General features: G+C 65.0%; 25 protein-coding genes. 15 read left to right on the forward strand and 10 right to left on the reverse strand.

All coding sequences use genetic code 11. The annotated features are described in order from the left end of the window. The first annotated feature begins 65 nt into the window (after positions 1-65). The 13 genes from RM192_RS00085 to RM192_RS00145 all read left to right on the forward strand — a co-directional run bounded on the left by RM192_RS00085 (position 66) and on the right by RM192_RS00145 (position 12,274). On the forward strand, positions 66-776 hold the full coding sequence (locus tag RM192_RS00085; protein WP_311505457.1) for a sterol desaturase family protein: 711 nt from the start codon (positions 66-68) through the stop codon (positions 774-776). Further along, positions 773-1,213, forward strand: a complete 441-nt coding sequence (locus tag RM192_RS00090; RefSeq protein WP_311505458.1) for a DUF2141 domain-containing protein — start codon at positions 773-775, stop codon at positions 1,211-1,213. Before RM192_RS00085 ends, RM192_RS00090 begins: the two co-directional genes overlap by 4 nt. Further along, positions 1,213-2,484, forward strand: a complete 1,272-nt coding sequence (locus RM192_RS00095) for an MFS transporter (protein ID WP_311505459.1) — start codon at positions 1,213-1,215, stop codon at positions 2,482-2,484. The genes RM192_RS00090 and RM192_RS00095 overlap by 1 nt, the downstream gene beginning before the upstream one ends. After that, a complete protein-coding gene (locus RM192_RS00100) occupies positions 2,484-3,356 on the forward strand; it encodes a CoA ester lyase (RefSeq protein WP_311508534.1) in 873 nt (290 codons plus the stop codon). Before RM192_RS00095 ends, RM192_RS00100 begins: the two co-directional genes overlap by 1 nt. 87 nt (positions 3,357-3,443) lie before the next feature. Further along, complete coding sequence (locus RM192_RS00105; protein ID WP_311508535.1) at positions 3,444-4,796, forward strand: hypothetical protein; 1,353 nt, start codon at positions 3,444-3,446, stop codon at positions 4,794-4,796. Between the two features lie 52 nt (positions 4,797-4,848). Then, positions 4,849-5,808: an alpha/beta hydrolase gene (locus RM192_RS00110; protein WP_311505460.1), complete on the forward strand. Its 960-nt coding sequence runs from the start codon at positions 4,849-4,851 to the stop codon at positions 5,806-5,808. 10 nt (positions 5,809-5,818) lie between these two features. Further along, positions 5,819-7,201, forward strand: a complete 1,383-nt coding sequence (locus tag RM192_RS00115; RefSeq protein WP_409233770.1) for a M48 family metalloprotease — start codon at positions 5,819-5,821, stop codon at positions 7,199-7,201. A gap of 11 nt (positions 7,202-7,212) precedes the next feature. Continuing rightward, complete coding sequence (locus RM192_RS00120; protein WP_311505462.1) at positions 7,213-8,010, forward strand: DsbA family protein; 798 nt, start codon at positions 7,213-7,215, stop codon at positions 8,008-8,010. A gap of 67 nt (positions 8,011-8,077) precedes the next feature. Further along, complete coding sequence (locus RM192_RS00125) at positions 8,078-9,235, forward strand: histidine kinase (RefSeq protein WP_311505463.1); 1,158 nt, start codon at positions 8,078-8,080, stop codon at positions 9,233-9,235. Between the two features lie 96 nt (positions 9,236-9,331). Next, entirely contained in the window at positions 9,332-10,129 is a 798-nt protein-coding gene (locus RM192_RS00130) for a LytTR family DNA-binding domain-containing protein (protein ID WP_311505464.1), read from the forward strand. A gap of 150 nt (positions 10,130-10,279) precedes the next feature. Beyond that, complete coding sequence (gene nadC / locus RM192_RS00135; protein WP_311505465.1) at positions 10,280-11,146, forward strand: carboxylating nicotinate-nucleotide diphosphorylase; 867 nt, start codon at positions 10,280-10,282, stop codon at positions 11,144-11,146. A 23-nt stretch (positions 11,147-11,169) separates the two neighbouring features. Continuing rightward, entirely contained in the window at positions 11,170-11,562 is a 393-nt protein-coding gene (locus RM192_RS00140) for a hypothetical protein (protein ID WP_311505466.1), read from the forward strand. Position 11,563: 1 nt separating this feature from the next. After that, a complete protein-coding gene (locus RM192_RS00145; RefSeq protein WP_311505467.1) occupies positions 11,564-12,274 on the forward strand; it encodes a ribonuclease T2 in 711 nt (236 codons plus the stop codon). On the opposite strand, the gene RM192_RS00150 is transcribed toward RM192_RS00145, so the two are convergent. Continuing rightward, positions 12,271-12,726: a nucleoside deaminase gene (locus tag RM192_RS00150; RefSeq protein WP_311505468.1), complete on the reverse strand. Its 456-nt coding sequence runs from the start codon at positions 12,724-12,726 to the stop codon at positions 12,271-12,273. The two genes, RM192_RS00145 and RM192_RS00150, sit on opposite strands and share 4 nt — an antisense overlap. A gap of 123 nt (positions 12,727-12,849) precedes the next feature. Here RM192_RS00150 and rpmB point away from each other — a divergent pair, with 123 nt between their 5' ends. Beyond that, the gene (gene rpmB, locus RM192_RS00155; RefSeq protein WP_268170447.1) at positions 12,850-13,134 is read left to right on the forward strand and encodes a 50S ribosomal protein L28; all 285 of its coding nucleotides are present in this window, start codon (positions 12,850-12,852) and stop codon (positions 13,132-13,134) included. 75 nt (positions 13,135-13,209) lie between these two features. On the opposite strand, the gene RM192_RS00160 is transcribed toward rpmB, so the two are convergent. The 5 genes from RM192_RS00160 to RM192_RS00180 all read right to left on the reverse strand — a co-directional run bounded on the left by RM192_RS00160 (position 13,210) and on the right by RM192_RS00180 (position 18,588). Beyond that, positions 13,210-14,217 carry an esterase-like activity of phytase family protein gene (locus tag RM192_RS00160; protein ID WP_311505469.1) on the reverse strand — a complete coding sequence of 336 codons (1,008 nt, stop codon included), beginning with the start codon at positions 14,215-14,217 and terminating at the stop codon, positions 13,210-13,212. Between the two features lie 83 nt (positions 14,218-14,300). After that, entirely contained in the window at positions 14,301-14,807 is a 507-nt protein-coding gene (gene msrB, locus RM192_RS00165; RefSeq protein ID WP_311505470.1) for a peptide-methionine (R)-S-oxide reductase MsrB, read from the reverse strand. A 137-nt stretch (positions 14,808-14,944) separates the two neighbouring features. After that, a complete protein-coding gene (locus RM192_RS00170) occupies positions 14,945-16,282 on the reverse strand; it encodes a cytochrome P450 (RefSeq protein ID WP_311505471.1) in 1,338 nt (445 codons plus the stop codon). 75 nt (positions 16,283-16,357) lie between these two features. Then, positions 16,358-17,593 (reverse strand): ABC transporter permease, encoded by a 1,236-nt coding sequence (locus RM192_RS00175; protein ID WP_311505472.1) that lies wholly within the window; start codon positions 17,591-17,593, stop codon positions 16,358-16,360. Between the two features lie 5 nt (positions 17,594-17,598). Next, positions 17,599-18,588 (reverse strand): ATP-binding cassette domain-containing protein, encoded by a 990-nt coding sequence (locus RM192_RS00180; RefSeq protein ID WP_311505473.1) that lies wholly within the window; start codon positions 18,586-18,588, stop codon positions 17,599-17,601. A 46-nt stretch (positions 18,589-18,634) separates the two neighbouring features. Here RM192_RS00180 and queG point away from each other — a divergent pair, with 46 nt between their 5' ends. Next, positions 18,635-19,684: a tRNA epoxyqueuosine(34) reductase QueG gene (gene queG / locus RM192_RS00185; protein ID WP_311505474.1), complete on the forward strand. Its 1,050-nt coding sequence runs from the start codon at positions 18,635-18,637 to the stop codon at positions 19,682-19,684. On the opposite strand, the gene RM192_RS00190 is transcribed toward queG, so the two are convergent. The 4 genes from RM192_RS00190 to modA form a co-directional block, all read right to left on the reverse strand. Next, positions 19,681-20,922 (reverse strand): FAD-dependent oxidoreductase, encoded by a 1,242-nt coding sequence (locus RM192_RS00190; protein ID WP_311505475.1) that lies wholly within the window; start codon positions 20,920-20,922, stop codon positions 19,681-19,683. The two genes, queG and RM192_RS00190, sit on opposite strands and share 4 nt — an antisense overlap. Before the next feature lie 92 nt (positions 20,923-21,014). Beyond that, the gene (locus RM192_RS00195; RefSeq protein ID WP_311505476.1) at positions 21,015-21,632 is read right to left on the reverse strand and encodes an ATP-binding cassette domain-containing protein; all 618 of its coding nucleotides are present in this window, start codon (positions 21,630-21,632) and stop codon (positions 21,015-21,017) included. Then, on the reverse strand, positions 21,622-22,314 hold the full coding sequence (gene modB, locus RM192_RS00200) for a molybdate ABC transporter permease subunit (protein ID WP_311505477.1): 693 nt from the start codon (positions 22,312-22,314) through the stop codon (positions 21,622-21,624). Before modB ends, RM192_RS00195 begins: the two co-directional genes overlap by 11 nt. Beyond that, complete coding sequence (gene modA, locus RM192_RS00205; protein ID WP_311505478.1) at positions 22,315-23,085, reverse strand: molybdate ABC transporter substrate-binding protein; 771 nt, start codon at positions 23,083-23,085, stop codon at positions 22,315-22,317. Positions 23,086-23,114 lie beyond the last annotated feature (29 nt).

The following is a 23,114-nucleotide window of genomic DNA, read 5'->3' on the forward strand; positions in this document are numbered from 1 at the left end:
GAAGGGACGGCTTTTGCCCCAAGGCAGGGCTGTCCCTCGCCTGCAAACCTTGGCATAGCGCGGCGATGAACAGCGCCGCTGCCTCTGCTCTTGCGATGACCCTTATCGTCGCAGTGCGCTATCTGGCCACAAGCGGGCTGTTTGCATGGGCCACGCACAAGGTGCGACCCGGCCACTACAAGGGCCTGGAAAAGCAGATCCGCTCCGAAATCGCGTGGAGCCTTGCCACCGCCGCGATCTACGGCGTGCCCGCCGGGATCGTCGCCTGGGGCTGGCAACAGCGCGGCTGGACGAAGATCTACACTGACCCCGCCGCCTTTCCGCTGTGGTGGATGCCGCTCTCGCTGCTCGCCTATCTCGTGATCCACGATGCGTGGTTCTACTGGACGCACCGCTGGATGCACCGGCCTGCCGTGTTCCGCGCGGTCCACGCGATCCACCACGCCAGCCGCCCGCCAACCGCGTGGGCCGCGATGAACTTTCATCCTGTCGAAGCGGCAATCGTATCGCTGCTGATCCCGGCGCTGGTGTTTTTCATTCCCATCCATATCGCGATGCTCGGGCTCGTTCTGCTGATAATGACCGTGATGGGCGTGACCAACCACATGGGTTGGGAGATGTTTCCGCGCGCGCTCGTTCATTCGCGGTTGGGCGGATGGCTGATAACCGCGAGCCATCACAACCGGCACCACGAACTCTACCGCTGCAACTACGGCCTCTATTTTCGCTTCTGGGACCGGCTCTGCGGCACCGACAAGGGACTTTCCGCACCATGAAGCCCACATTCCGGATGCTGCTCGCACTTTCGCCGTCAGTCCTGCTCGGCAATGCACCCGGCACGACGACCGTCACCATCGATCTGACCGGGATGCGCAACAGCACCGGCATGATCTATGCCTGCATGACCGCGAAGCCCAAAGCGTTCCCCAAGGCGTGCGATGCCGATCCGGACCGCCGCACGGCATCGGTCAAGGCCAGCGATGGCCGCCAGCTGGTCATCCGCGACGTGCCCGCTGGACGCTATGCCATTGCCGTGCTGCATGACGAGAACGGCAACAAGAAGATGGACATGACCCTGTTCCTGCCAAAGGAGGGCTACGGCTTTTCCCGCGACGCGCCGGTGAAGATGGCTCCGCCCAAATTCGATGCCGCAGCGTTTGACGTGAGCGCCGGCAAACCGGTGCACATGACAATGAAGGTTCGCTACATCTAGTGGCCGACGCGCCGGTTCCGCCTGCTGAAATCAAGCCAGCGGGCGGTTCGCTTGCGCCGTTCCGCTACCCTGCCTTCCGCGCGATCTGGACGGCAAACCTGTTCTCGAACATCGGGTCGATGATCCAATCGGTCGGCGCGGCGTGGCTGATGACCGAGCTGACCACGTCGCATGTGCTGGTTGCGCTGGTGCAGGCCTCGGCCACGATCCCGATCCTGTTACTGGGCATGTTTGCGGGCGCCATCGCCGACAATTACGACCGCCGCCGCGTGATGCTTGCCGCGCAATCGGGCATGCTGGTCGTTTCCGCCGCACTCGCCGCTCTGGCCTACACCGGAAGCATCGGGCCGCTGTCGCTGCTGGCGCTGACCTTGATGGTGGGCATGGGCACCGCGCTGAATGGCCCGGCATGGCAGGCCTCGGTGCGACTGCAAGTGGGGCGCGCAGACCTGCCGCAAGCGATCTCGCTCAACGCCATCTCTTTCAACCTTGCGCGCAGTGTCGGCCCCGCACTTGGCGGCATCCTGATCTCGCTATGGAGCACCAGCCTCGCTTTTGCCATCAACGCGCTGAGCTATCTCGGCATGATTGTGGTGCTCTCTCGCTGGCGCCCCGAATCACTGCCGCCGACGCGCGAACCAATGCTCGCCGCAATCGGGCGAGGCTTGCGCTTCTGTGCAAGCTCATCCCCGATCCGCAAGGTACTGATACGCGGCTTTGCCATCGGCTTCGGCGCGGCAGGCCTGCAGGCCCTGATGCCGAGCATTGCGCGCGATGTGCTGAAGGGTAGCGAACTCGATTATGGGTTGATGCTCGGTGGATTTGGCATCGGCTCCATCGTGACCGCGCTGTGGATCTCGAAGATCCGCCGCCGCCTCGGCAGCGAGGCTGTGGTGACGGCTGCAACGCTGATCTTTGCCGCCGCGCAAGTGCTGATGGCTTCGGCCACCGGCGTGCCCATGGCGATCGTCGCAGCCTTTTTCGGCGGAATGGGCTGGGCCAGCGCGATGACCAGCCTCAACGTCGCCATGCAGTTGCGCAGCCCCGAGGACATCCTCGGCCGCTGCCTGTCGATCTATCAGGCGGTCACCTTCGGCGGTATGGCACTGGGTGCATGGGCGTGGGGCAGCGTGGCCGACTTCGCCAGCCTGCAGACCGCGCTCCACGCCGCCGCCGTCTGGTTGCTGGCCTCACTTGCCATGCACTTTTTTGCGCCTATGCCGACGCGCGAAGAAGGCCGCCTCGATGCCGTACCGGAGAGCAAACCGTGATTGATGACCGCCCCTTGCGCTCGCTGCTTTACATGCCCGCCAGCAACGCCCGCGCGATGGCCAAGGCCCGCACGCTGGATTGCGACGGCGTTGCGCTCGATCTCGAAGACGCGGTCGCGCCCGAGGCCAAGGCCGATGCCCGCGCCGCACTGGTAGCTGAGGCAAAGGCCGGAGGCTTCGGCCACCGCCGCCTGATCGCCCGGATCAACGGTCTGTCCACGCCGTGGGGACATGATGATCTGAGGGCGCTGGCTCCTGCCCCGGTCGAAGCGATTCTCGCGCCCAAGGTCGATGATGCCGCCGATATCGTTGCGCTTTCCGAAGGCATGGACGCCGCAGGCTTCGCGCCGCACGTCGCGCTGTGGGTAATGATCGAAACGCCGCGCAGCATTCTGGCGCTCGAGCGCATCGCTGCATGTGCCGCCACCACCCGCCTCACGGGCTTTGTCCTCGGTCTCAACGATCTCGCCAAGGACAGCGGCATTGCCCAGCTTCCGGGCCGGGGCGCGTTCCTTCCGGTGCTGACCATGGCCGTCCTCGCCGCGCGCGCGCATGGGTTGCTCATCCTCGACGGGGTGTGCAACGCGATCGACGATACTGCGCGGCTCGAAGCCGAATGCGTGCAGGCGCGCGATTCGGGATTCGACGGCAAGACGCTGATTCATCCCGCGCAACTTGAGGTCTGCAACCGGGTGTTCGCGCCAAGCGAGGCAGATATCACCGAAGCCGAAGCAATCGTTGCGGCTTTCGCCGACCCTGACAATGCGGGCAGGGGCGCGCTTCGTCTCAATGGAAAAATGGTGGAATTACTGCATCTTGCACAAGCCCAGAGCCTGCTCGCCAAGGCAGCAGCCATCGCTGCTCGCGGATAGGCGGCGCACCATCACTGGCGCAACTTAAGCACATTTTTACGAAGTTGCGCCAGATCAGGTTCCGAAGAAGGGGACTTGGTGAGCCTGATGGATACCTTGCGCGGATTTGACCGGAACGATGTCGATGCCGAACTCGACCTTTCGGGGTTTGAGGACGACGTGGTGGCGAGCGATCCGCCGCCGCCGGTCGGGCAGGACGAGCGCCGCATGCAAGTGCGCGCCTACAACTATTGGGCGGGCCTGCTCGGGCAGAACAGTTTCCCTCCGGTCGCCACGCTCCTCGATGGCGTCTATCCCGATTTTGCCGAAAACGCGGTGCTGCTGCACTTCGACGAAGGCATCGAGGACCCCGCGATCTCCTTCGTCGGCGGAAAGCTGGCCGAGGAATGCGGCACCGAAAGCTCGATTGCACGGCTGAGCCAGGTGCCGGGCCGCTCGCTGCTCTCGCGCATCACCGATCATTATATGCAGATCATCGCCAATCAGGCGCCGATCGGTTTCGAAGCGGAATTCGTCAACCAGCACGGCCGCACGATCCTCTATCGCGGCATCCTCCTGCCGTTCTCGTCCGATGGGACCGAGATCGACTACATCATGGGCGTGATCAACTGGAAGGAAATGGCGGATCAGGCCACGACCGACGAACTGCTGCTCGAAATCGGACAGGCGCTCGACAGTGCGCCGCTGAAGGCCCAGCCGCGCCGCCCGCTGATCGAAACGACCGACGCCTGGGCCGATGGCCCGGCTTCGCTCGACGCTGGCAGCATCCCCGATCCGATCTTTGGCCTCGACGATGATATCCTGCCGCTCGGGCCTGCAGCGACCCAGCCGGAGCCGGAAGAGCTGGCCGACTGGCTGGCCTCCGCACGTGAACTGGCGCTCGTCGCCAATTCAAGCGAGGACCGCACTCGCAGCGCGCTCTATGCCGCAATCGGCCGCGCGTGGGACTTCGCGCTTGCTGCCCAAGGCGCGCCCGAAGACTTTGCCGAACTGCTCGAAGATGCCGGCCTGACCGTGCAGGAACGCGCGCCGATGACACCTGTGGTCAAGCTCGTGTTCGGCGCGGACTACGACAAGACCCGCCTCACCGAATATGCCGCCGCTTTGACTCACGCGCAGCGCATCGGCCTGGCGCGTGGCACGCTTGGCGCCTACCTTTCCGAAGCCCCCGGCGGGCTCAAGGGCGTGGTCAACACCGAACGCCGCCTGCGCCGCGAGGAAGCGGGCAAGGCACTCGCCAAGCGCGGACCCGAAGCTTTGGCCGAATCCCTGCGTGCATTACCGCAGCGCAAGGTTGCCGAAATTGCCCTCGCAGAAGGCGCCGAATTCGCGCTCGTAATGGTCCGCCGCCTCGCCACGGGCGAAGTGGTAGCAGTTGGCGAAGTGACCGAAGACGCCGCGCTGTTTGAGCGAGCCGCGCGTAATCTGGTCAGTCATTGACCTGACCCACTGACCGCTTTTCGGACGAGGGCCACCCTGCTAGCCGTGCCCCATGGTATCGGTGAAGAAAGGCAGGCTGCGGATGGGCTGGATCGGCTGGGCAGCCATTACGCTGGTCCTGCTTGGGGTCCTCGGCGTGGTTGCCCTGCGCCACGCGCTCGAAAACAACGCCGTTGCCGTGCTCGATGGCGCGGACAAGCTGCTGAACGGCGGCGACGGTGCGATCCGCCGGGTTGCCGATACGCGCTTCGGGCCGGACCCTGCGCAAAAGCTCGAAATGTTTGTGCCGCAGGGCGCCAACGGCCCACTGCCAATTGTCGTGTTCATCCACGGCGGCAGCTGGGCGAGTGGCGATCCGCGCAACTACCGATTCATCGCCCGCACGCTCTGCGCGCAGGGCTATGCCGTCGTGCTCACGGGCTACCGGCTCTATCCTCAGGTACGCTACCCCGGCATGCTGGAAGACGGGGCACTGGCGCTGCGCTGGGTCCACGACAACGCCGCGAAGCTGGGCGGGGATCCTGCGCGCATCGCGCTGATGGGCCACTCCGCCGGGGCCTATAACGCGGTCATGCTCACGCTTGACCGCCAGTGGCTGCAAGGCGTCGGCCTCGACCAGGTGGTAATTCGCGGCACCGTGGCGCTCGCAGGCCCGTTCGATTTCCTGCCCTTCGACACCGATGCCACGATCGACAGCTTCGGCGAGGCTCCTGATCCGTCGATGACGCAGCCGATCAATTTCGTTCGCGCGGGCGCGCCGCCCATCTTGCTGGTGACGGGGGACGCCGACACACGGGTGAAGCCGCGAAACTCGAAGATCCTCGCCCGCCTTCTGACCGAAGCGGGCACGCCCAACACGCCGGTCTTGCTGTCCGGGGTCAGCCACGAGGGGCTGATCATGCAGTTCGCCCGGCCCTTTTCGCGGGACCGGCGCGCGCTCGATGCAGTCCTGCCGTTCCTCACCAAGGTCACCGCGCCCGCTTCAGTTGCGGTTCAGGCGGCGGGGCGATAGTCCCGGCATCGTGAATCCGGCTTCGATCATCACCCGCTGCCTCAAACGCACGGCAGCCGCGCTTGCCGCGCTGGCGCTGTGCATCCAGCCAGCCGCCGCGCAATCGGTGCTGCGCGACGCCGAAACCGAGGCCCTGTTTCGCGATGCCGCCGCCCCGATCTTCAAGGCGGCAGGCTTCAATCCCGGCGCGGTCGAACTGGTCCTGCTCAATGATGGCTCGATCAACGCCTTCGTCGCGGGCGGGCAGGCGATCTTCATCCATTCGGGCCTGATCGGCGCGGCCGACAACGTGAACGAACTGCAGGGTGTGATCGCCCACGAACTCGGCCACATTACCGGCGGCCACGTCATCCGGTTCGACGAGGCGACGAAGCCTGCGACGGGCATTACGGTACTCAGCCTCCTGCTGGGCGGACTGGCCGCAGCCGCAGGATCCCCGGATGCCGCACTGGGCGTGTTCATGGCCGGCCAGCAGGCAGCAATGGGCAAAGTCCTCGCCTTCAGCCGCGCGCAGGAATCCTCGGCAGATGCCGCAGGCGCGCAGTTTCTGTCCAAGGCAGGTATTTCCGGCCGCGGATCGATCGATTTCTTCAAGAAGCTGCAGAACCAGGAGTTCCGCTATGGTTACAACGCGCGCGGCAATCCCGATGCGGAATTCTACAGCTCGCACCCGATGACCTCGGACCGCCTGACCACGCTGCAGGACACCTATGAGCACGATCCGGCATGGAACACCCCGCCGCCTGCCGACCTCCAGACGCGGTTCCTGCGCGTGAAGGCCAAGCTCTACGGCTACCTCGCCGAGCCGCAGGACACGCTGCGCGCTTATCCCGAATACCTGACCGACACCCCTGCCCGCTATGCCCGCGCCTATGCCTTCCACAAGGAGGCGTTTGCCGATAAGGCGCTCGAGGAGACCAAGGCGCTGATCGCACAGGACCCGGCCAATCCTTACTTCCTCGAACTCGAAGGCCAGATTCTGCTGGAATCCGGCCGACCCGCCGAAGCGCTCGATCCCTTGCGCAAGGCAACGGCGGAAACAGGCAACGAGCCGCTGATCGCAACGACCTTCGGCCATGCACTGATCGCCACCGAGAACGCTGCCAACTTTGCAGAGGCCGAAAAGGTGCTGAAGACCGCCGTCGCACGCGACAAGGACAACCCGTTCACCTGGTATCAGCTCGGCGTCGTCTATGAGGCCAAGGGCGACATCCCCCGCGCGCGCCTCGCCAGCGCCGAACAGCAGCTGATGAACATGCGCCTGCCCGAGGCACTGCGCAGTGCCGAAGCCGCCGAGGCAGCGCTGCCCAAGGGCACGCCCGACTGGTTGCGCGCGCAGGATATCGCGATGTCCGCGCGCGCAATGCTGGAACGCCAGCGCAAGTCGCGCTAGGCCCGCAGTCGATGGCAGACACTCCACCCCGGCGCATCGGCGCTTTCGTGCTCGTCGCGGCGCTCTTTGCGATTGGCGGTGCTGGTCTTGGCTGGTGGTATGAAAACCGCCGCTCCGCCACTGTGGGAATCGAGGACTCGCAACTTGAAGCCTCGCTCGCCAGTGCCGGGATCGACGGCAAGCAGCGCGCGGCAATCGAAGGCCTGGTGCGCGCCTACATCCTCGAACACCCCGAAGTCTTGCCCGAGGCCATGGAGCGCCTGCAACAGCGCGAATCCGCAGCTCAGATCGCCCCGATGCGCGGCGCTCTGGAAACGCCCTTCCCCGGCGCGGTTCTCGGCAATCCGAACGGCAAGGTCACGCTGGTCGAATTCACCGACTTTGCCTGCACCTATTGCCGTCAGAGCGTGAAGGCGCTGGAAGGCCTGATCGCCCGCAACCCCGATCTGCGCGTAGTTGTGCGCGAGCTGCCGATCATCGCGCCCGAAAGCGCGCCTGCCGCACGCATGGCGCTCGCCGCCGCCGCGCAAGGCAAGTATCCCGCCTATCACCAGCGCATGTTCGAAGGCCCGCGCCCGAGCGAGGCGAGCATTGCCGCCGCAGCCGGTGCAGCAGGCCTCGATATGGCCGCCGCCCGCACTTTCGCCGCGCGCAGCGATGTGGATGACGAACTCAAGCGCAATCTTGACCTCGCCCGCCAGCTTGGCGTCAACGGCACGCCTGCTTGGGTGATCGGCGAGCGCCTGATCCACGGCGCGGTCCCGCCTGAAGAGCTTCAATCCGCCATCGACGCCGCTCGCAAGGGATGACACACCCTCGCATTCTACCCGTGGGCAAAGGCTAGCTTCCCTGACCGCTACCCGTTACAACCCGTTCATGGCCGCGCTGCCGTTCCGACCGACGCCGTTCTTCGGCAACAAGAACCGCGCCTTCTGGCGCCTGCAGTTCCTTGGCTGGGGCGGCGCGATGCTGCTGCGCGCGGTGTCGTCCATCGCCAATGCCCAGCCGTGGTCGTTCCTTGTCATCGTGGTGATCGCCACGATCACCGGCTTCTCGATCTCGCTGATCATGTCGGTGATCTACCGCGCGGTGATGAACCGGCGGCCGGTCGTTACCTGGGGGATCACCGCGCTGGTTCTGGCGCTGGCCGTCGGCCTTTACGCCTTTATCGATTCATGGGTGATCAGCCTTTACCGCGCAGGCGGCGATGCCAGCTTCGCGCAATTGTTCGTGGGCGTGTTCTATCTCGACCTGACGCTGCTGATCTCGTGGACCGGGCTCTATTACGCGATCAATTTCTTCCTGCAGGTAGAAGAGCAGAACGACCAGCTGATGCGGCTCGAAGCGCAGGCCACCAGCGCGCAACTGGCGATGTTGCGCTACCAGCTCAACCCGCATTTCCTGTTCAACACCCTCAATTCCATCTCGACGCTGGTCCTGCTCAAGCAGACCGAACCCGCCAATGCGATGCTCTCGCGGCTGTCCTCGTTCCTGCGCTATACACTGGTGAACGAGCCTACTGCCCGCGTCACCGTTGCGCAGGAGATCGAGACGCTCAAGCTCTACCTCGACATCGAACTCATGCGCTTCGAGGAGCGCCTGCGCACCGAATTTCGCATCGACGACGCGGTGAGCAATGCGCTGATGCCTTCGCTGCTGCTCCAACCGCTGGTCGAGAACGCAATCAAGTATGCGGTCAGCCCGCTCGAATATGGCGCGGAAATCACCATCGAGGCACAACTCGTCGGCCCCATGCTGCGGGTTACCGTGTCCGACACCGGTCCGGGCTTGCAACCGGGGACCGACCCTTCGACAGTGTTCGGCGCAAGCACGGACTCGACCGGCATCGGCCTCGCCAACATCCGTGATCGTCTGGCCCAGGCTTATGGCGAGAACCAGCGCTTCGACATTTCAAACCGCCCGGAAGGGGGCTTTCAGGTTATACTCGAATTGCCGTTTGAACCGCGCGAACCAGCACCCGCCGCCATTCCAGCCCGCCGTCCGGCAGGAATTGCCAGCGGGGTGACGGCATGATTTCGGGAACCTGTCGCCCGCTTCACCGTCCTGCCATTGGGCGCGTACCAACAGGGGAAACTCACGGGGGCGCAACGTGATCCATAAGGGAACCGCATGACCATCCGCACGATCCTCGTCGACGACGAGAAACTGGCCATTCAGGGGCTGCAACTGCGCCTCGAGGCCTTCCCCGATGTCGAAGTGATCGACACTTGCTCGAATGGCCGCGAGGCCATCCGCAAGATCAAGACCGAAAAGCCCGACCTCGTGTTTTGCGACATCCAGATGCCGGGTTTCGACGGCTTCTCGGTGGTCAAGGGCGTGATGGAGATCGATCCGCCGCTGTTCGTTTTCGTCACCGCCTATTCCGAGCACGCAATCAAGGCGTTCGAGGCCAACGCGGTCGACTATCTGCTCAAGCCGGTGGAAGTAGACCGGCTGGCCGACGCGCTTGACCGCGCACGCACCCGGCTTGCCGAAAAGCGTGGCCGCGAAGAGGCGGACAAGCTCAAGCTTGTACTCGCAGAAGTCGCGCCCGATTCCATGCCAGAGATGGAGGAAGAGGGCGAGCCTGTCGCGGGCCGCTTCGAAAAGCTCATCAATATCAAGGATCGCGGCCAGATCTTCCGCGTCGATGTCGATTCAATCGAACGCATCGAGGCCGCGGGTGACTATATGTGCATCTACACCGGCGACAATTCGCTGATCCTGCGCGAAACGATGAAAGACCTCGAACGCCGCCTCGATCCGCGCGTGTTCCAGCGCGTCCACCGCTCGAAGATCGTCAATCTCGATCAGGTCCGCCAGGTTCGCCCGCACACCAACGGCGAATGCTTCCTGGTGCTTGAATCAGGTGCCGAAGTGAAGGTCAGCCGCTCATACCGCGATGTGGTGGCAAGGTTCGTCCATTAAGCGTCGTCTCTGCCAAAATACCCAGATCCCGTTCAACCTGAGCTTGTCGAAGGACCCGCGAAACAGTAGCGACCTCACGCAAATGCAGCGTTCGTAGTGCACGCGCTGCGCGCGCCCTTCGACAGGCTCAGGACGAACGGAGTGGGTGACTTGGCAGAATTTGAAATCCCCGGCTTCGATCTGGAAGCATTTGTCGCCGCCACACTGGCCGAAGATCTGGGCAAGGGCCTTCCGGGCGGCGGGCATGATGTCACCTGTGAGAGCGTGATTCCGGCCGATGCGCGCTTCACCGGCGTGATGGACAGCCGCGATGAGATTATCGTCTGCGGGTTGCCCATCGCGGCCGCCTTCTTTCGCGCGCTCGACCCCGCCATGACCATCGAGATACTGGTGGAGGAAGGTGCGCGCGTTGCTCCCGGTTCGGACCTGATGCGCCTCGAAGGAAATGCCCGCGCCATGTTGACGGGCGAACGTAGCGCGCTCAACACCGTGCAACACCTTTCAGGCGTCGCCACGCTCACCCGGCAATATGTCGATGCGATGGGCCAGACCAAGGCCCGCCTGCTTGATACCCGCAAGACCATTCCCGGCCTGCGCCACCTCGAGAAATACGCCGTGCGCACCGGCGGCGGCACCAATCACCGCATGGGCCTGTGGGACGCCGCGATGATCAAGGACAACCACGTCCTCGTCGCAGGCGGCGTCGGCGAAGCGGTTCGCCGTGCGCTCTCCGCTGGCGTGAAGGACGTCATCTGCGAGGTCGACCATATCGACCAGATCGCACCAGCACTGGCTGCAGGCGCCACCCGCCTGCTGCTCGACAACATGGGGCCGAACCTGCTGCGCGAAGCCGTGGCACTCGTCGCAGGCCGCGTGCCGTGCGAAGCCTCGGGCGGGGTCCGCCTCGACACCATCGGCGCAATCGCAGCCTCGGGCGTCGATTACGTCTCGGTCGGCCGCCTCACCCAGAGCGCGCCTGCCGCCGACATCGGCCTCGACTTCACGCCGCTGGGCTGAAGCTTCCAAACAGGACACGCCCCATGCGCCCCAACACAATCCGCTGGTTTGAATATGCCCTTATCGCCAGCCAGTTCGTCCGCATCGTTACGGTGGCACTGCACCTCGATGTCATGGCCAAGATCACCGGCCTTTCCGCACAGACGATCCTGATCGGCCCCTTTGCCAATGCATTGGTGCTGATCGGCCTCGGCGTTGCCGTATCACGCGCACGCCTCGGCTTTGCCCGCTGGTTTCTCGTCGTGTTGCTGGCTCTCGACGTGGCGGGGCTTGCCGGAATTCCGTCGGTAGCGGCCTTGATCGGCGTGCCATTCGCGGTGTTCTCGACCCTCGCCGTGCTGTTGGCCGTGGCGGCAGGCGTACTGATGTTCCTGCCCGCCTCCAACAACTGGTTGAAGCGCGACAAGGCCGCCTGACGTGCGCGGACTTGCGGCACAGACCTTCGTGCTGGCCTCGCTTGCATTGTCCACCCCCGCGACCGCGCAGGGCTGGCAGTGCCGTGTGCCGCCGCAAGTGTCGGTTCCGCTCCTGCCCGAGCCGGACGCCCCGCCGCGCGTTGTGCCGGTCACCGGCTATACCCTCGCGCTCAGCTGGTCGCCCGAGTTCTGCCGCACGCGCAAGACCGATCCGGTACATGCCACGCAATGTTCGGGCGCGATGGGACGGTTCGGCTTCGTCCTCCACGGCCTCTGGCCCGAAGGCGCGCGCGGGGCCTATCCGCAGTGGTGCCCGGTGCGCCGCCTGCCCGATGCCGAAACCCTGCGCCGCAACATGTGCACCACGCCGTCCGCGCAGCTAATAATGCACGAATGGGCCAAGCACGGCAGTTGCATGACCCGCGACCCCGCCGCCTATCTAGACAAGGGCCGCGCGCTGTTTCAGGCGATGCAGTTCCCCGACATGGCTCGCCTGTCACGCAAGGAGGGGCTGAACGCCGGGCTTGTCCGCCAGGCATTGGTCATCGCCAACCCTCGTCTTCGGCCCGCCATGATCAAGCTTCTGATCAGCAACAACGGCTGGCTGCGCGAAGTGCACGTCTGCCATTCGCGCGCGCTTAGGCCCGTACGCTGCGCAGAAGGCAATGGCCCCGCCGATTCGGTGCCGGTGAAAATCTGGCGCTCGTTCTAGCGGCGCTCGCGGAAGAAGGTGCGCAGCATGTTCGCCGCCTCGTCCTCGCCAATGCCCGAATAGACCTCGGGCCGGTGCAGGCAGGTGGGCTGGTCGAACACTCTGGCCCCATGCTCCACCGCACCGCCCTTGGCATCGGGCGCGGCATAATAGACCCGGGCAATGCGGGCGTGGACGATGGCGCCGGCGCACATCGCGCAAGGCTCAAGGCTCACCCACAAGTCGCACCCATCGAGTCGCTCCTGCCTCAGCGCCTTGGCTGCGGCGCGAATCGCCAGAATTTCGGCATGGGCGGTCGGGTCGCACTGCCCGCGCGGCTGGTTGTGCGCAGCGGCAATCACCTCGCCGTCCTTGACGATCACCGCGCCAATAGGCACTTCGTCCTCGCCCTGCGCGCGCAGAGCCTCATCAAGGGCGGCGCGCATCGGTTCGGGCAGGGGCCATCGGGTCATGGCGCGGGGTATAAGTGGCGGATCGTCGCTTTCAAACTCCGAATCCTTGACTTCATGCCGTGAATCGATATGAGCCGCGCCTTCCCGATAAGTGTTATCGAACAAGCGAAGTGAGTTTTAGCCATGTCGCGTATCTGCGAACTGACCGGTAAGGGCCGCCAAGTCGGTCACAACGTAAGCCACGCCAACAACAAGACCAAGCGCCTGTTCCTGCCCAACCTGCAGAACGTGACGCTGATGAGCGAGAAGCTGGACCGCAGCTTCAAGTTCCGCGTTTCGACGCATGGTCTGCGTTCGGTGGAACACAACGGTGGTCTTGATAACTGGCTGCTCAAGCAGTCGGACACCAAGCTCAGCTCGCGCGCCCTCAAGGTGAAGCGCGATCTGGTCAAGGCGGCCGCCGCTTAAATCCACCTCCCGCAAGGGATCGGATTACCAAAGCCCTCTTTCCCCGGCGGAAAGGGGGCTTTTGGTCTGTGAGGCTCAGCGCGTGTCCGGCAGCTTCGCCGGATCGAGCAACAGATGCATCAAGCGCGTCTCCTGGAACGCCGAATCATTGGCGTCAGACAGCAACCACACCGCCAGCTGCCCGCCCGCTTCCTCGCGGATAGCCATACCTTCGTAGTTCTCGCGCAAGGTCGGCCCCTCGATGCGCGCAAGCTCACGTGTACCGAGCGGACGCTTCGGATCGAGCCGGGCGAAATCGGCCAGGACGAGACGATTGGTGAAGCGCGGCGGAAACAGATTGAATCGCCGCACCAGAATCAGCACGCGCCCATCGGGCAGTTGCGCCATGTCTACCGGATCGAACCCGGGCGGGACGACGATGCCGAAGTTCTGCGCTGCCGACAGGCCGGGATACCCCGCAAACAGCAAACCGCGATGCAAGCCGCCGCGGCCTGAGCCGCAGGATTCGCAGAGCATGATCCACCGGCCATCGGCCAGACGGGCCATGGCTTCGACGCCGCCATTCACCGGCCAGTCCTTGATCTGGGGTATGCCGGCAAACCGCGCACGGACATCGCCGCCGCCGATCCGCGCCACATGCCATTCGCTTTCCAGGCCGAACCATAGCGATCCATCGGCAGGATCGCGCACGACAGCTTCGACATCGAAATTTTCGTGCCGCCGCCCCTTGGTCAGGCGGCGCACCAGCGTTGCCCCGCTTGGCAGGGAGTAGCGACCCGGCTTTTCCGGGCCAGCGAAGCGCAGCCAGCCATTGCGATCACTGACCGCGAGGAACTGCTGCGAGGGCAGCGGCACCAACGCCGAGAACCCCCCGAAGCGCGGATTGTCGGACGACAGGCGCCAGAGCCCGGCCATCGTGAACGGGCCAAGCGCCTTGCCCTCGGGCGCAGGAACCTGATCCGGCGCTGCAAGCATGTCGATACGTACAAGGCTCCGCCCGGAAGCGACCGGCAGCGGTTGCCAGCCCCAGGTTGCCCAGAGCAGCGGCGAGAGGAAGACCGCCATGGCCAGGAATTTGCGCACCTGCTCCCGATGGCAGATCGGCAGCCATGGTCAATGGCTTTAGGGCATAGTCAAGCAGGCAGGAGCAAGCTCTCCGGTCCCACTCAGACCGGACGAAACTTCATCGCATCGCCATTCATGCAATAGCGCAGGCCGGTCGGCGCGGGGCCGTCGTCAAACACGTGGCCAAGGTGGCCGCCGCATTGCGCGCAGTGCACTTCTGTGCGCGACATGCCGAGCGAACGATCGGTCGTGGTGCCGATCGCGCGCGGCAGGGGGCGGTAGAAGCTCGGCCAGCCGGTGCCGCTTTCGAACTTGGTGGACGAGGCAAACAGCGGGTTGCCATCGGCGGCACAGACGAAAGTGCCCTTCCGCTTTTCATGGAGCAACGGCGAAGTACCGGGGCGTTCGGTCCCTTCCTCGCGCAGGATGTAATACTGGTCGGGTGTCAGCAGGCGCTTCCATTCGGCGTCTGTCGTTGCAATCGGAAACGTGCCTTTGGCAGCTGGCTTGGCGCTGCAGGCGGTCGCCAGCGGGAACGCCGCCGATGCACCCAGCAGTGCCATGAAGCGGCGGCGTGGGAGAGCTTGCGTGGGCGTGTTCGCGATCATGGCAATCCTCAGGTGTCCTGCCGATGAGCCGGGAGGGCTGAACACCCCTTGGGGGCGGGGGCCCACCGGCAGGAACTGGCTTGTTCTAGCGCGGCATGACCGACGTCATCGTGACGAAAGTCATAGATGAGGGGGGATCAGCGTTTTTCAAGTTCGACCTCCAGTTTGCGGAAGCCGTGAACGAAGTTGGCGCGCACCCGCTCAGCCGCGCCGGTCACCCGCACGCGCATCCGCCGCTCGTGCATTTCCTCCAGCAGGATGCGCAGTTGCAATTCGGCCAGCCGCGCGCCGACGCAGCGGTGTATGCCGTGCCCAAACGCAAGGTGCCGCCGGGCATTGGGCCGGTCGACAATCAGCTTGTCGGCATTCTCGAACACCGCCTCGTCGCGGTTGGCCGAGATGTACCACAGCACCATCTTGTCGCCCGCCTTGATCTGCTGCCCGAACAGCTCGGCGTCGGCCGTGGCGGTGCGGCGCATGTGGGCGAGCGGGGTGACGAAGCGGATGCATTCCTGCACCGCATTGGGGATCAGCGAAGGATCGCGCGCCAGCAGATCGGCCTGATCGGGGAACTTTTCCAGGGCATGGACGATACCCGACATGGTGTTGCGCGTGGTGTCGTTGCCGCCGACGATCAGCAGCACCAGATTGCCCATGAACTCCTGTGGGCTCATGTGGTTCATCGCATCGGAATGGATCATCATCGAGATAAGGTCGTCCGAAGGCGCGGCCCGCATCCGCTCGCCCCACAAGCGCTGGAAATAGTGCGCCATCTCGCTCAGAACGCCGAAGCGCATGTCAGCAAGATCGCGGGCGAGCGTCATTTCGACATCGCCGGCCCAATCGGACCAGAACGTCAGCAATCGCCGGTCCTGCCACGGAAAGCCGAACAGCAGCGCGAGCATCCCAGTGGTCAGTTCGATCGAAACCTTGTCCACCCAGTCGAAGCGCTCGCCCCACGGCAGCGAATCGAGCACTTCGGCGGTGCGGAGGCGAATGTCCTGCTCCATCGCCACCATCCGCGCCGGGGTGAATGCGGGCGCAACCGTGCGGCGCTGGCCGGTATGGTCAGGCCGGTCCATCGCAATGAACATCGGCAGCTGGCGCTCGGCCAAGACCTGCGGATCGATGTCGGTCGGCGTATCGCCAATGGTGATGCCGCCATGTTGCCATGACGACGAGAACTGCTCGGGCAGCGATTCGACGTGCGTGATCGCCTTGTGGCTGACCACGTTCCAGTATGCGCCATAGGCCGAGTCGGGGACGCGGTTGACCGGTGCCTTGGCGCGCATTTCGGCAAAGATCGGCTGCCAGCGGTCCTCGACATAGATGTCCGAGCGGCTGACGTCCCAGGCGTGCGAACTGGCTGGAATCGCTTGGGGATTAGCCTTCAGCCAGGCGCCGAACGCCTGCGTGGCGGTGGGCGAATCGCGGTAAGTGAACGCAGGCACTTCGGGCGCGAGCTGGCTGGCCATGGCAATCCTCCGGTGCGGCCGCGCGTTGCTCGGCGGTCCGCTTGGGTGGTCAGCCTGCCACAACCTACATCAATGTCAATAAGCCTTGGATTTGTCCCGCCTGAACAGGCGCACCAAGAGCCCCTTGCGCCCCGCCTTGCCCCGCGAAGGCCCGGATTTCATCACGGTGCGGCGGAACAAGTTTGCGCCTGCCCGCACGATGATCGCCACCCACAGGACTTGCCAGCCGAGGGCGAGCACATGCGGCCACACCGCCTCGTCCTGCGCCGCGCGCGCCAGCATGGCGTAAGGCGAACTGACCGGAAAGAGGATCGACAGCCATTCGACCCAGGTGCCCTTCATAGTCAGCGCATAGCTCGAGAAAAAGAACACCATCAGCTGGAACATCGATACCGGCATCGATAGCGTCTGCACCTCGCGCACGGTCGAAGCCATGCCGCCGATCGACAGGAACAGCGATCCCATCAGCAGATAGGCCATTGCAAAATAAAGGAAACCGAGCACGAGGAACAGCGGCCAGCCAACTGCAGGCGCGGCCAGCGCGGGCAGGTCCTTTGCCCCCAGCAACACGATGCCGCCGCCGACACTGCCCCACACCGCGATGCCGACAAGGCTTACGCCGAGCATCGCAAACAGCTTGCCCATGAACATCGCATCCATCGGGATGGCGGCTGCCAGCACTTCGATGATCTTGTTGCCCTTTTCCTCGACGAGGTTGGACAGGACCATGCCTGCCAGCAGCATCGTCAGCAGGAATAGCAGCACTTGCCCGCCTTGCGCGGTATAGGCCTGCCCGCTGCGCACTTTGGCGACGGAGGTGGTGACCTCCTGAATCGCCACGTCGGGATAGACCATCGCCGTGCCCGACCGCGCATGGGCTGCAAGGTTCGAGGCCAGGCCCGCCCAGGCCCGCACCCGGTCTGCAGGGCCAGTCAGCGTCGGCGCATCAAGCGTGCCGCCCATCACCGCCGTCACCTGCCGCTCGCCATCGGCCAGCGCGGCGCGGGCGTCGAAGCTCTCGCCGGGAGTCATCCGCTCCAGCACCTCGATCCGGGGAAGCGATCCCGCCAGCCTGCCGTCGAGTTCCTCGCGCGCGGACAGAATGCGGTCGGTATCGGCAGCGCTCATGGCGAGGCCGATGGTCGGACGCTCTACGTTCTGCTGAACCTTCGCGCCGATGTTCCCGGCCAACCCGCCGACCAGCACCGGAAAGGCCGGGCCGATCAGGAAGAAGATGAAGGTCTTGGAAAAGATCACCGCGACGAAATCGCGGCGGGCGATGACCAGCGCGGCGCGCAGCTTTTCTCGCATCGAAATCACCGTGGTTCTCCCGCACTTTCCTCAAGCGCCTTGGCGGCCGCCTCGCCCGCGATGGCGACGAAAGCATCGTGCAGCCCCGCGCGTTCGATCGACAGGCTGAGAATGCCCGCATTACCCTCGATCAGCGCGCGCAGCAGCGGCTCGATTCCGCTTTCGGGCAGGGTGAAATACCAGAACGCGCCTTCGTGGCGCACATCAGCGGGAAGTGCGGCGCGCCAAGGCCCGTCCTGCGCGCGCGTTTCCAGCCGCACTTGCGGGCGGAGGCGATCACGCGCGACATCGACCGGCCCTGCGAAGGGCACCTTGCCGCCAGCGATGATCGCCACCTGATCGCACAGTCGCTCGGCATGGGCGATGACGTGGGTAGAAAAGATCACCGTCGTGCCCTTGGCCGCCAGCGCCCGGATCATCTGTTCAAGTTTGCCCTGGTTGAGCGCATCGAGGCCGGAGAACGGTTCGTCGAACACGACGAGATCGGGCTGGTGGACCAAGGTGCCGAGCAATTGCACCTGCTGCGCCATGCCCTTGGACATTTGCCGGATCTGGCGGTCGGCGGCATAGCCGAGGCCATGCTCCTCGAGCATTTCGCGCCCGCGCCGCCGCCCTTCCTTGAGCGGCATCCCGCGCAAGGCGGCAAGAAAACCGATGGCCTCATAGGCCTTCATCGCGGGGTAAAGCCCGCGCTCCTCGGGGAGATAGCCTATGCGGCGGGCGACGTCGGTCGGTCGTTCGGACCCCAGCACTCGGCGGTAACCCTCGTCGGGATCGATGATGCCGAGCAGCATCCGCAGCGTGGTGGTCTTGCCTGCGCCGTTCGGCCCGAGAATGCCGTAGATCGAGCCCTTCGGTACGGAAATATCCACGCCATCGACGGCAGTGAAGCCGTCGAACCGCTTGACCAGCCCGCGCGCCATTATGGCAAGCTCCGCGCCCGCCGGATCAACGTCATTGCCCGGCACAGGCCATTCCCCTAGCTCGATCTTCATAGCTCATGGCCTTAAGCCTAGGCGATGAACGAGCGGGACAGCAAGTTTGGTTAACGCCGCAATAGCAAGTCTGGAAAACAGGCTGAAAGCAGAGGCCTCGGCGCTCGGCTTTGCAGCTTGCGGAATTGCGCCTGCCGCCGACGATCCGGTGCGCGCAGAACGCCTCGAACGCTGGCTGGGCGAAGGCGAGCACGGCACGATGGAATGGATGGAAACGCGGCTCCACCACCGGCGCGGGCCGCAATCGCTGTGGCCTCAGGCGCGCAGCGTGATAGCGCTGGGCATGAGCTACGCGCCCGCTGACGATCCCCGCAATCTTGAGGCCCACCCCGATCGCGGACGCATTTCGGTTTATGCGCAAGGCGGCGACTATCACGATGTGGTCAAGCGCAATCTCAAGGCGTTGGCGCGGTGGCTGGTGGCCGAAGTGCCGGGCGCGGAGGTGAAGGTCTTCGTCGATACTGCGCCGGTCATGGAAAAGCCGCTGGGGCAGGCCGCGGGCATCGGGTGGCAAGGCAAGCACACCAATCTGGTCAGCCGCACGCACGGTTCATGGCTGTTCCTCGGCGCGATTTATACCACGCTCGACCTTGCCCCCGACGGCACCCATGCTGACCGCTGCGGGTCGTGCGATGCCTGCCAGACCGCCTGCCCGACCAATGCCTTCCCTGCCCCTTACCGGCTCGATGCACGGCGCTGCGTTTCCTATCTGACGATCGAGCACAAGGGACCGGTGCCGGAGGAATTTCGCGAGCCGCTTGGCAATCGCATTTACGGCTGCGACGATTGCCTTGCCGCCTGCCCGTGGAACAGCTTCGCCAAGGCCGCACAGGCCAACCGCGCCTTCCTGCCCCGCGCGGAACTTACCGCGCCAAGGCTCGCCGAACTGCTGGCGCTGGACGATGCGACCTTTCGCAAGGTCTTCTCCGGCAGCCCGATCAAACGCATCGGGCGCGACCGGATGGTGCGCAATTGCCTCTATGCGGCGGGCAACAGCGGCGACGCGGCGCTAGTCGCGCCGGTCGCAGCCCTGCTGAACGATCCCGACCCGGCGGTGGCTGACGCCGCCCGCTGGGCCATGGCGCGCCTGACTTAACCCATCATTTCCTTGAGCGGCACGCTGGCATCGGCCAGCATTTCGGGCGCAATCTGGGCGCGGGCCTCGACCAGCTTCTTGCCTTGGACATAGTCCTTGACCATGTTCACGCAGTCGAGCGCGACGACCTTGCCGCCCTTCAGGTAAACAACCGAGAACGACCGCGTGGCCGGATCGCCGCGCAACACGGCATTGTCGTGCCCGGTCGAGAGGCCGACGGTCTGTAGCTTCAGGTCATACTGGTTCGACCAGAACCACGGCGTCGCCTTGTAGGGCACCGGCGCGCCGCAGATGTCCTTGGCCGCAGTCGTCGCCATGTCGTTGGCGTTCTGCACCGATTCAAGACGGATCACCGCGCCATCGGCAAAGTCGTTGGCGTGGGCCGCACAATCACCGATCGCATAGACGTCAGGCAGGTTGGTGCGGCAGAATTCGTCAACGTCCACGCCATTGCCGCCCGCCGCGCCCGCGCTGATCAGCGGGCCGATACAGGGGATGATGCCGATGCCGACGATCACGATGTCAGCTGGAAGCACCGAGCCATCTGCCATGCGCACGCCGGTTACCTTGGTGCCATCGCCCTCGATGCAGTCCATCGCCGCGCCCGTGCGCAAATCGACGCCGTGAGCGCGGTGTTCGGCCTGGTAGAATTCCGACAGCGATTCCCCTGCAACGCGTGCCAGCACGCGGGGCAGCGCTTCCAGCAGGGTGACGGAAACGTTGAACTTGGTAAGCACGGCAGCGGCTTCAAGGCCGATGTATCCTCCCCCAATCACCACTGCGCGATTGGCACCGCCATCGAGTTCGCGCATCAACCGGTCGGCGTCCTCCTTGGTGCGCACGGCGTGGACGCCCAAAAGGTCCGATCCCATGCAGGAAAGGCGGCGCGGATCGCCGCCGGTGGCCCAGATCAGTTTGCCGTATTCAATCTCGGAGCCATCGCCCAACTTGACCGTGTGCGCCGCCGGATCGAGCGAGACGACTTCGGCTGAAAGCTTCATCTCGATGTTCTTGTCCGCCCAGAATTGTGCGGGGCGAATGCAGATGCGCTCGAACGTCTTTTCGCGGGCGAGATATTCCTTGGACAGCGGCGGACGCTCGTAAGGGATTTCAGGTTCGCGCCCGATCACCAGGATGCGGCCTTCAAAGCCGTTCTGGCGCAACGCGATGCCCGCCTGGGCTCCACCATGACCTGCGCCCACGATGATGACGTCCGCACGTTCCAGCCCATTGGCCATATCGAATCCTCCCAATTTGCTAATCGCGTTTGGACAATTCCTGCGCCTCGTCAACTGATCGAGGTCAAAAAGACCGTTGCCGTAACGACAAGTTATATTTCCGCGATGCAACCCGCCAATCGCTCGACCTCGGCGCGATCATGGCTGACGTAGAGGATCGGCAGGCCCACCTCGTCGCGAAGGCGCTCGATCACACGCAGCACTTCCTCACGGCGCGCGCGGTCGAGCGCAGCGAGGGGTTCGTCCATCAGCAGGAAGCGCGGGCCGGAAAGCAACGCGCGTCCGATGGCGACGCGCTGGGCCTCGCCGCCCGAGAGCGTGCGCGGCCAGCGTCCCAGCAAGTGCGCGATGCCGAGAAAATCCGCAGCCTCGTCCAGCGTCATCAGGCCCGCGCCGTCTGCGCGAGGCGCGCCATAGGCCAGGTTGTCGCGGACGCGCAGGTGCGGGAACAGGCGGCCGTCCTGAAAGACATAACCGGCGCGGCGATCCTGCGCGGGCATGTCGATACCGGCGGCGCTGTCGAACAGCACTTCGCCGCCCACCACGATCCGGCCCGTGTCAGGGCGCAGCAGGCCCGCGACCATGTTCAGCACCGAAGTCTTGCCCGCGCCAGAGGGGCCGAACAGCGCGGTCAGGCCGGCAGGCGCGGTAAAGCTGACCTCGATCCGTGTGGCACCGAGGTGGCGCCCGACGTGCACATCAAAGGACATGGCCACTCCTCCCCGTGCGCCGCGCGAGCGCTTCGGAGGCAATCAACGCAGTCAGCGACAGAAGGACCGACACAACCGCAAGGCGCATGACTTGCGTCTCGCCGCCGGGAACCTGAAGCGCGCTATAGATGGCAAGCGGCAGGGTCTGGGTCTCGCCGGGGATGTTCGACACGAAAGTGATCGTCGCGCCGAATTCGCCCAGCGAGCGGGCAAAGCCAAGCACCGCGCCCGCGACCACGCCGGGGAGGGCGAGCGGCAGGGTTACAGTACGGAATGTCCGCCAGCGCGAGGCGCCGAGCGTCATCGCTGCCTGTTCGAGGCGCGGATCGACCGCCTCGATCGACAAACGCATCGCGCGCACCATCAGCGGCAAAGCCATGACCGCGGCAGCCAGCGCGGCGCCTGTCCAGCGGAACAGGAACGTTAGGCCGAGCCAGTGCTCCAGCCATCGCCCTGCCGGGCCGGCCGGTCCGAAAGCGAGCAGGAGCAGCCAGCCGGTAACCACGGGCGGCAGCACCAGCGGCAGGTGAACCAGAGCATCGAGCACGACCTTGCCGGGAAAGCGCCCGCGCGCCAGTGCCCACGCGAGCGCGAAAGCAATGGGCAGGCACGCCACGACCGCAACGCCGCTGACTTTCAGCGAGAGGCGCACGATTTCCCATTCTTCCGGCCCCAGTGTCATTCAGCGCAGTCCGAACCCGCGCCGGGCGAGGATCGCGCGACCCTCGTGCGAGATGAGGAAGCGGCGGAACGCTTCGGCCTGCGGGTTGGCCGATGCCTTGAGCAGGGCGACGGGGTAGGTGATTGGCGGATGGCTGCTGGCGGGAAACACGCCGACGACGCGGACTTTGGCCGAAGCGCGGGCGTCGGTGGCATAGACAATGCCCAGCGGCGCCGCGCCGCGTTCGACCAGCGCCAATGCTGCTCGGACGTTCTCGGCAGGGGCAATGCGGCCCGCGATCGCCGGCCACACGCCCAGCGTTGCCAGCGCTGCCTTACCGTAGCGCCCGGCGGGGACTGTAGCAGGATCAGCCATGGCGAGACGTCCCGTGCCGAGCGCGCGCGCCAGTGCAAAACGCGGGGCGATGCGCAAGGCGAGCTTGCTCGTGGCAGGGGCAACCAGCACGAGGCGGTTTTCGGTCAGCCGCGCGCGGGTGCCGGGGCGGAGCAGGGCCTTGCTCTGGAGGTAATCCATCCATTCCTCATCCGCCGAGATGAACAGATCCGCCTTCGCGCCTGCTTCGACCTGCCGGGCGAGCGCCGAGGATGCCGAGAACGACATGACCGGGCGTGGGTGACGAAGCGCAGCCCAGCGGTTGGCGGCGTCGGTTAACGCTTCCTGCATGCTCGCAGCGGCGAGGACGAGCGGGCCGCGTTGCTCCGCCCGCGCCGGAACGGCTCCCAGCACTGCGATGCCGAGCAGGACCAGCAGCTTGCGGACGATGGCGGGCATGGACACTCCGGGAAGGCTATATCCGTGCG

Source organism: Novosphingobium sp. MMS21-SN21R (genome assembly GCF_031846015.1).
GTDB lineage: Bacteria > Pseudomonadota > Alphaproteobacteria > Sphingomonadales > Sphingomonadaceae > Novosphingobium.

Bases quoted from the DNA above. Each gene is read 5' to 3' on its own strand.
- RM192_RS00105 (WP_311508535.1), top strand. From the start codon at position 3,444: ATGGATACCTTGCGCGGATTTGACCGGAACGATGTCGATGCCGAACTC.
- RM192_RS00120 (WP_311505462.1), top strand. From the start codon at position 7,213: ATGGCAGACACTCCACCCCGGCGCATCGGCGCTTTCGTGCTCGTCGCG.
- rpmB (WP_268170447.1), top strand. From the start codon at position 12,850: ATGTCGCGTATCTGCGAACTGACCGGTAAGGGCCGCCAAGTCGGTCAC.
- RM192_RS00110 (WP_311505460.1), top strand. From the start codon at position 4,849: ATGGTATCGGTGAAGAAAGGCAGGCTGCGGATGGGCTGGATCGGCTGG.
- RM192_RS00170 (WP_311505471.1), bottom strand. From the start codon at position 16,282: ATGGCCAGCCAGCTCGCGCCCGAAGTGCCTGCGTTCACTTACCGCGAT.
- RM192_RS00190 (WP_311505475.1), bottom strand. From the start codon at position 20,922: ATGGCCAATGGGCTGGAACGTGCGGACGTCATCATCGTGGGCGCAGGT.
- RM192_RS00150 (WP_311505468.1), bottom strand. From the start codon at position 12,726: ATGACCCGATGGCCCCTGCCCGAACCGATGCGCGCCGCCCTTGATGAG.
- RM192_RS00085 (WP_311505457.1), top strand. From the start codon at position 66: ATGAACAGCGCCGCTGCCTCTGCTCTTGCGATGACCCTTATCGTCGCA.
- RM192_RS00180 (WP_311505473.1), bottom strand. From the start codon at position 18,588: ATGAAGATCGAGCTAGGGGAATGGCCTGTGCCGGGCAATGACGTTGAT.
- RM192_RS00130 (WP_311505464.1), top strand. From the start codon at position 9,332: ATGACCATCCGCACGATCCTCGTCGACGACGAGAAACTGGCCATTCAG.
- RM192_RS00175 (WP_311505472.1), bottom strand. From the start codon at position 17,593: ATGCGAGAAAAGCTGCGCGCCGCGCTGGTCATCGCCCGCCGCGATTTC.
- modA (WP_311505478.1), bottom strand. From the start codon at position 23,085: ATGCCCGCCATCGTCCGCAAGCTGCTGGTCCTGCTCGGCATCGCAGTG.
- modB (WP_311505477.1), bottom strand. From the start codon at position 22,314: ATGACACTGGGGCCGGAAGAATGGGAAATCGTGCGCCTCTCGCTGAAA.
- msrB (WP_311505470.1), bottom strand. From the start codon at position 14,807: ATGATCGCGAACACGCCCACGCAAGCTCTCCCACGCCGCCGCTTCATG.
- RM192_RS00140 (WP_311505466.1), top strand. From the start codon at position 11,170: ATGCGCCCCAACACAATCCGCTGGTTTGAATATGCCCTTATCGCCAGC.
- RM192_RS00195 (WP_311505476.1), bottom strand. From the start codon at position 21,632: ATGTCCTTTGATGTGCACGTCGGGCGCCACCTCGGTGCCACACGGATC.
- RM192_RS00090 (WP_311505458.1), top strand. From the start codon at position 773: ATGAAGCCCACATTCCGGATGCTGCTCGCACTTTCGCCGTCAGTCCTG.
- RM192_RS00125 (WP_311505463.1), top strand. From the start codon at position 8,078: ATGGCCGCGCTGCCGTTCCGACCGACGCCGTTCTTCGGCAACAAGAAC.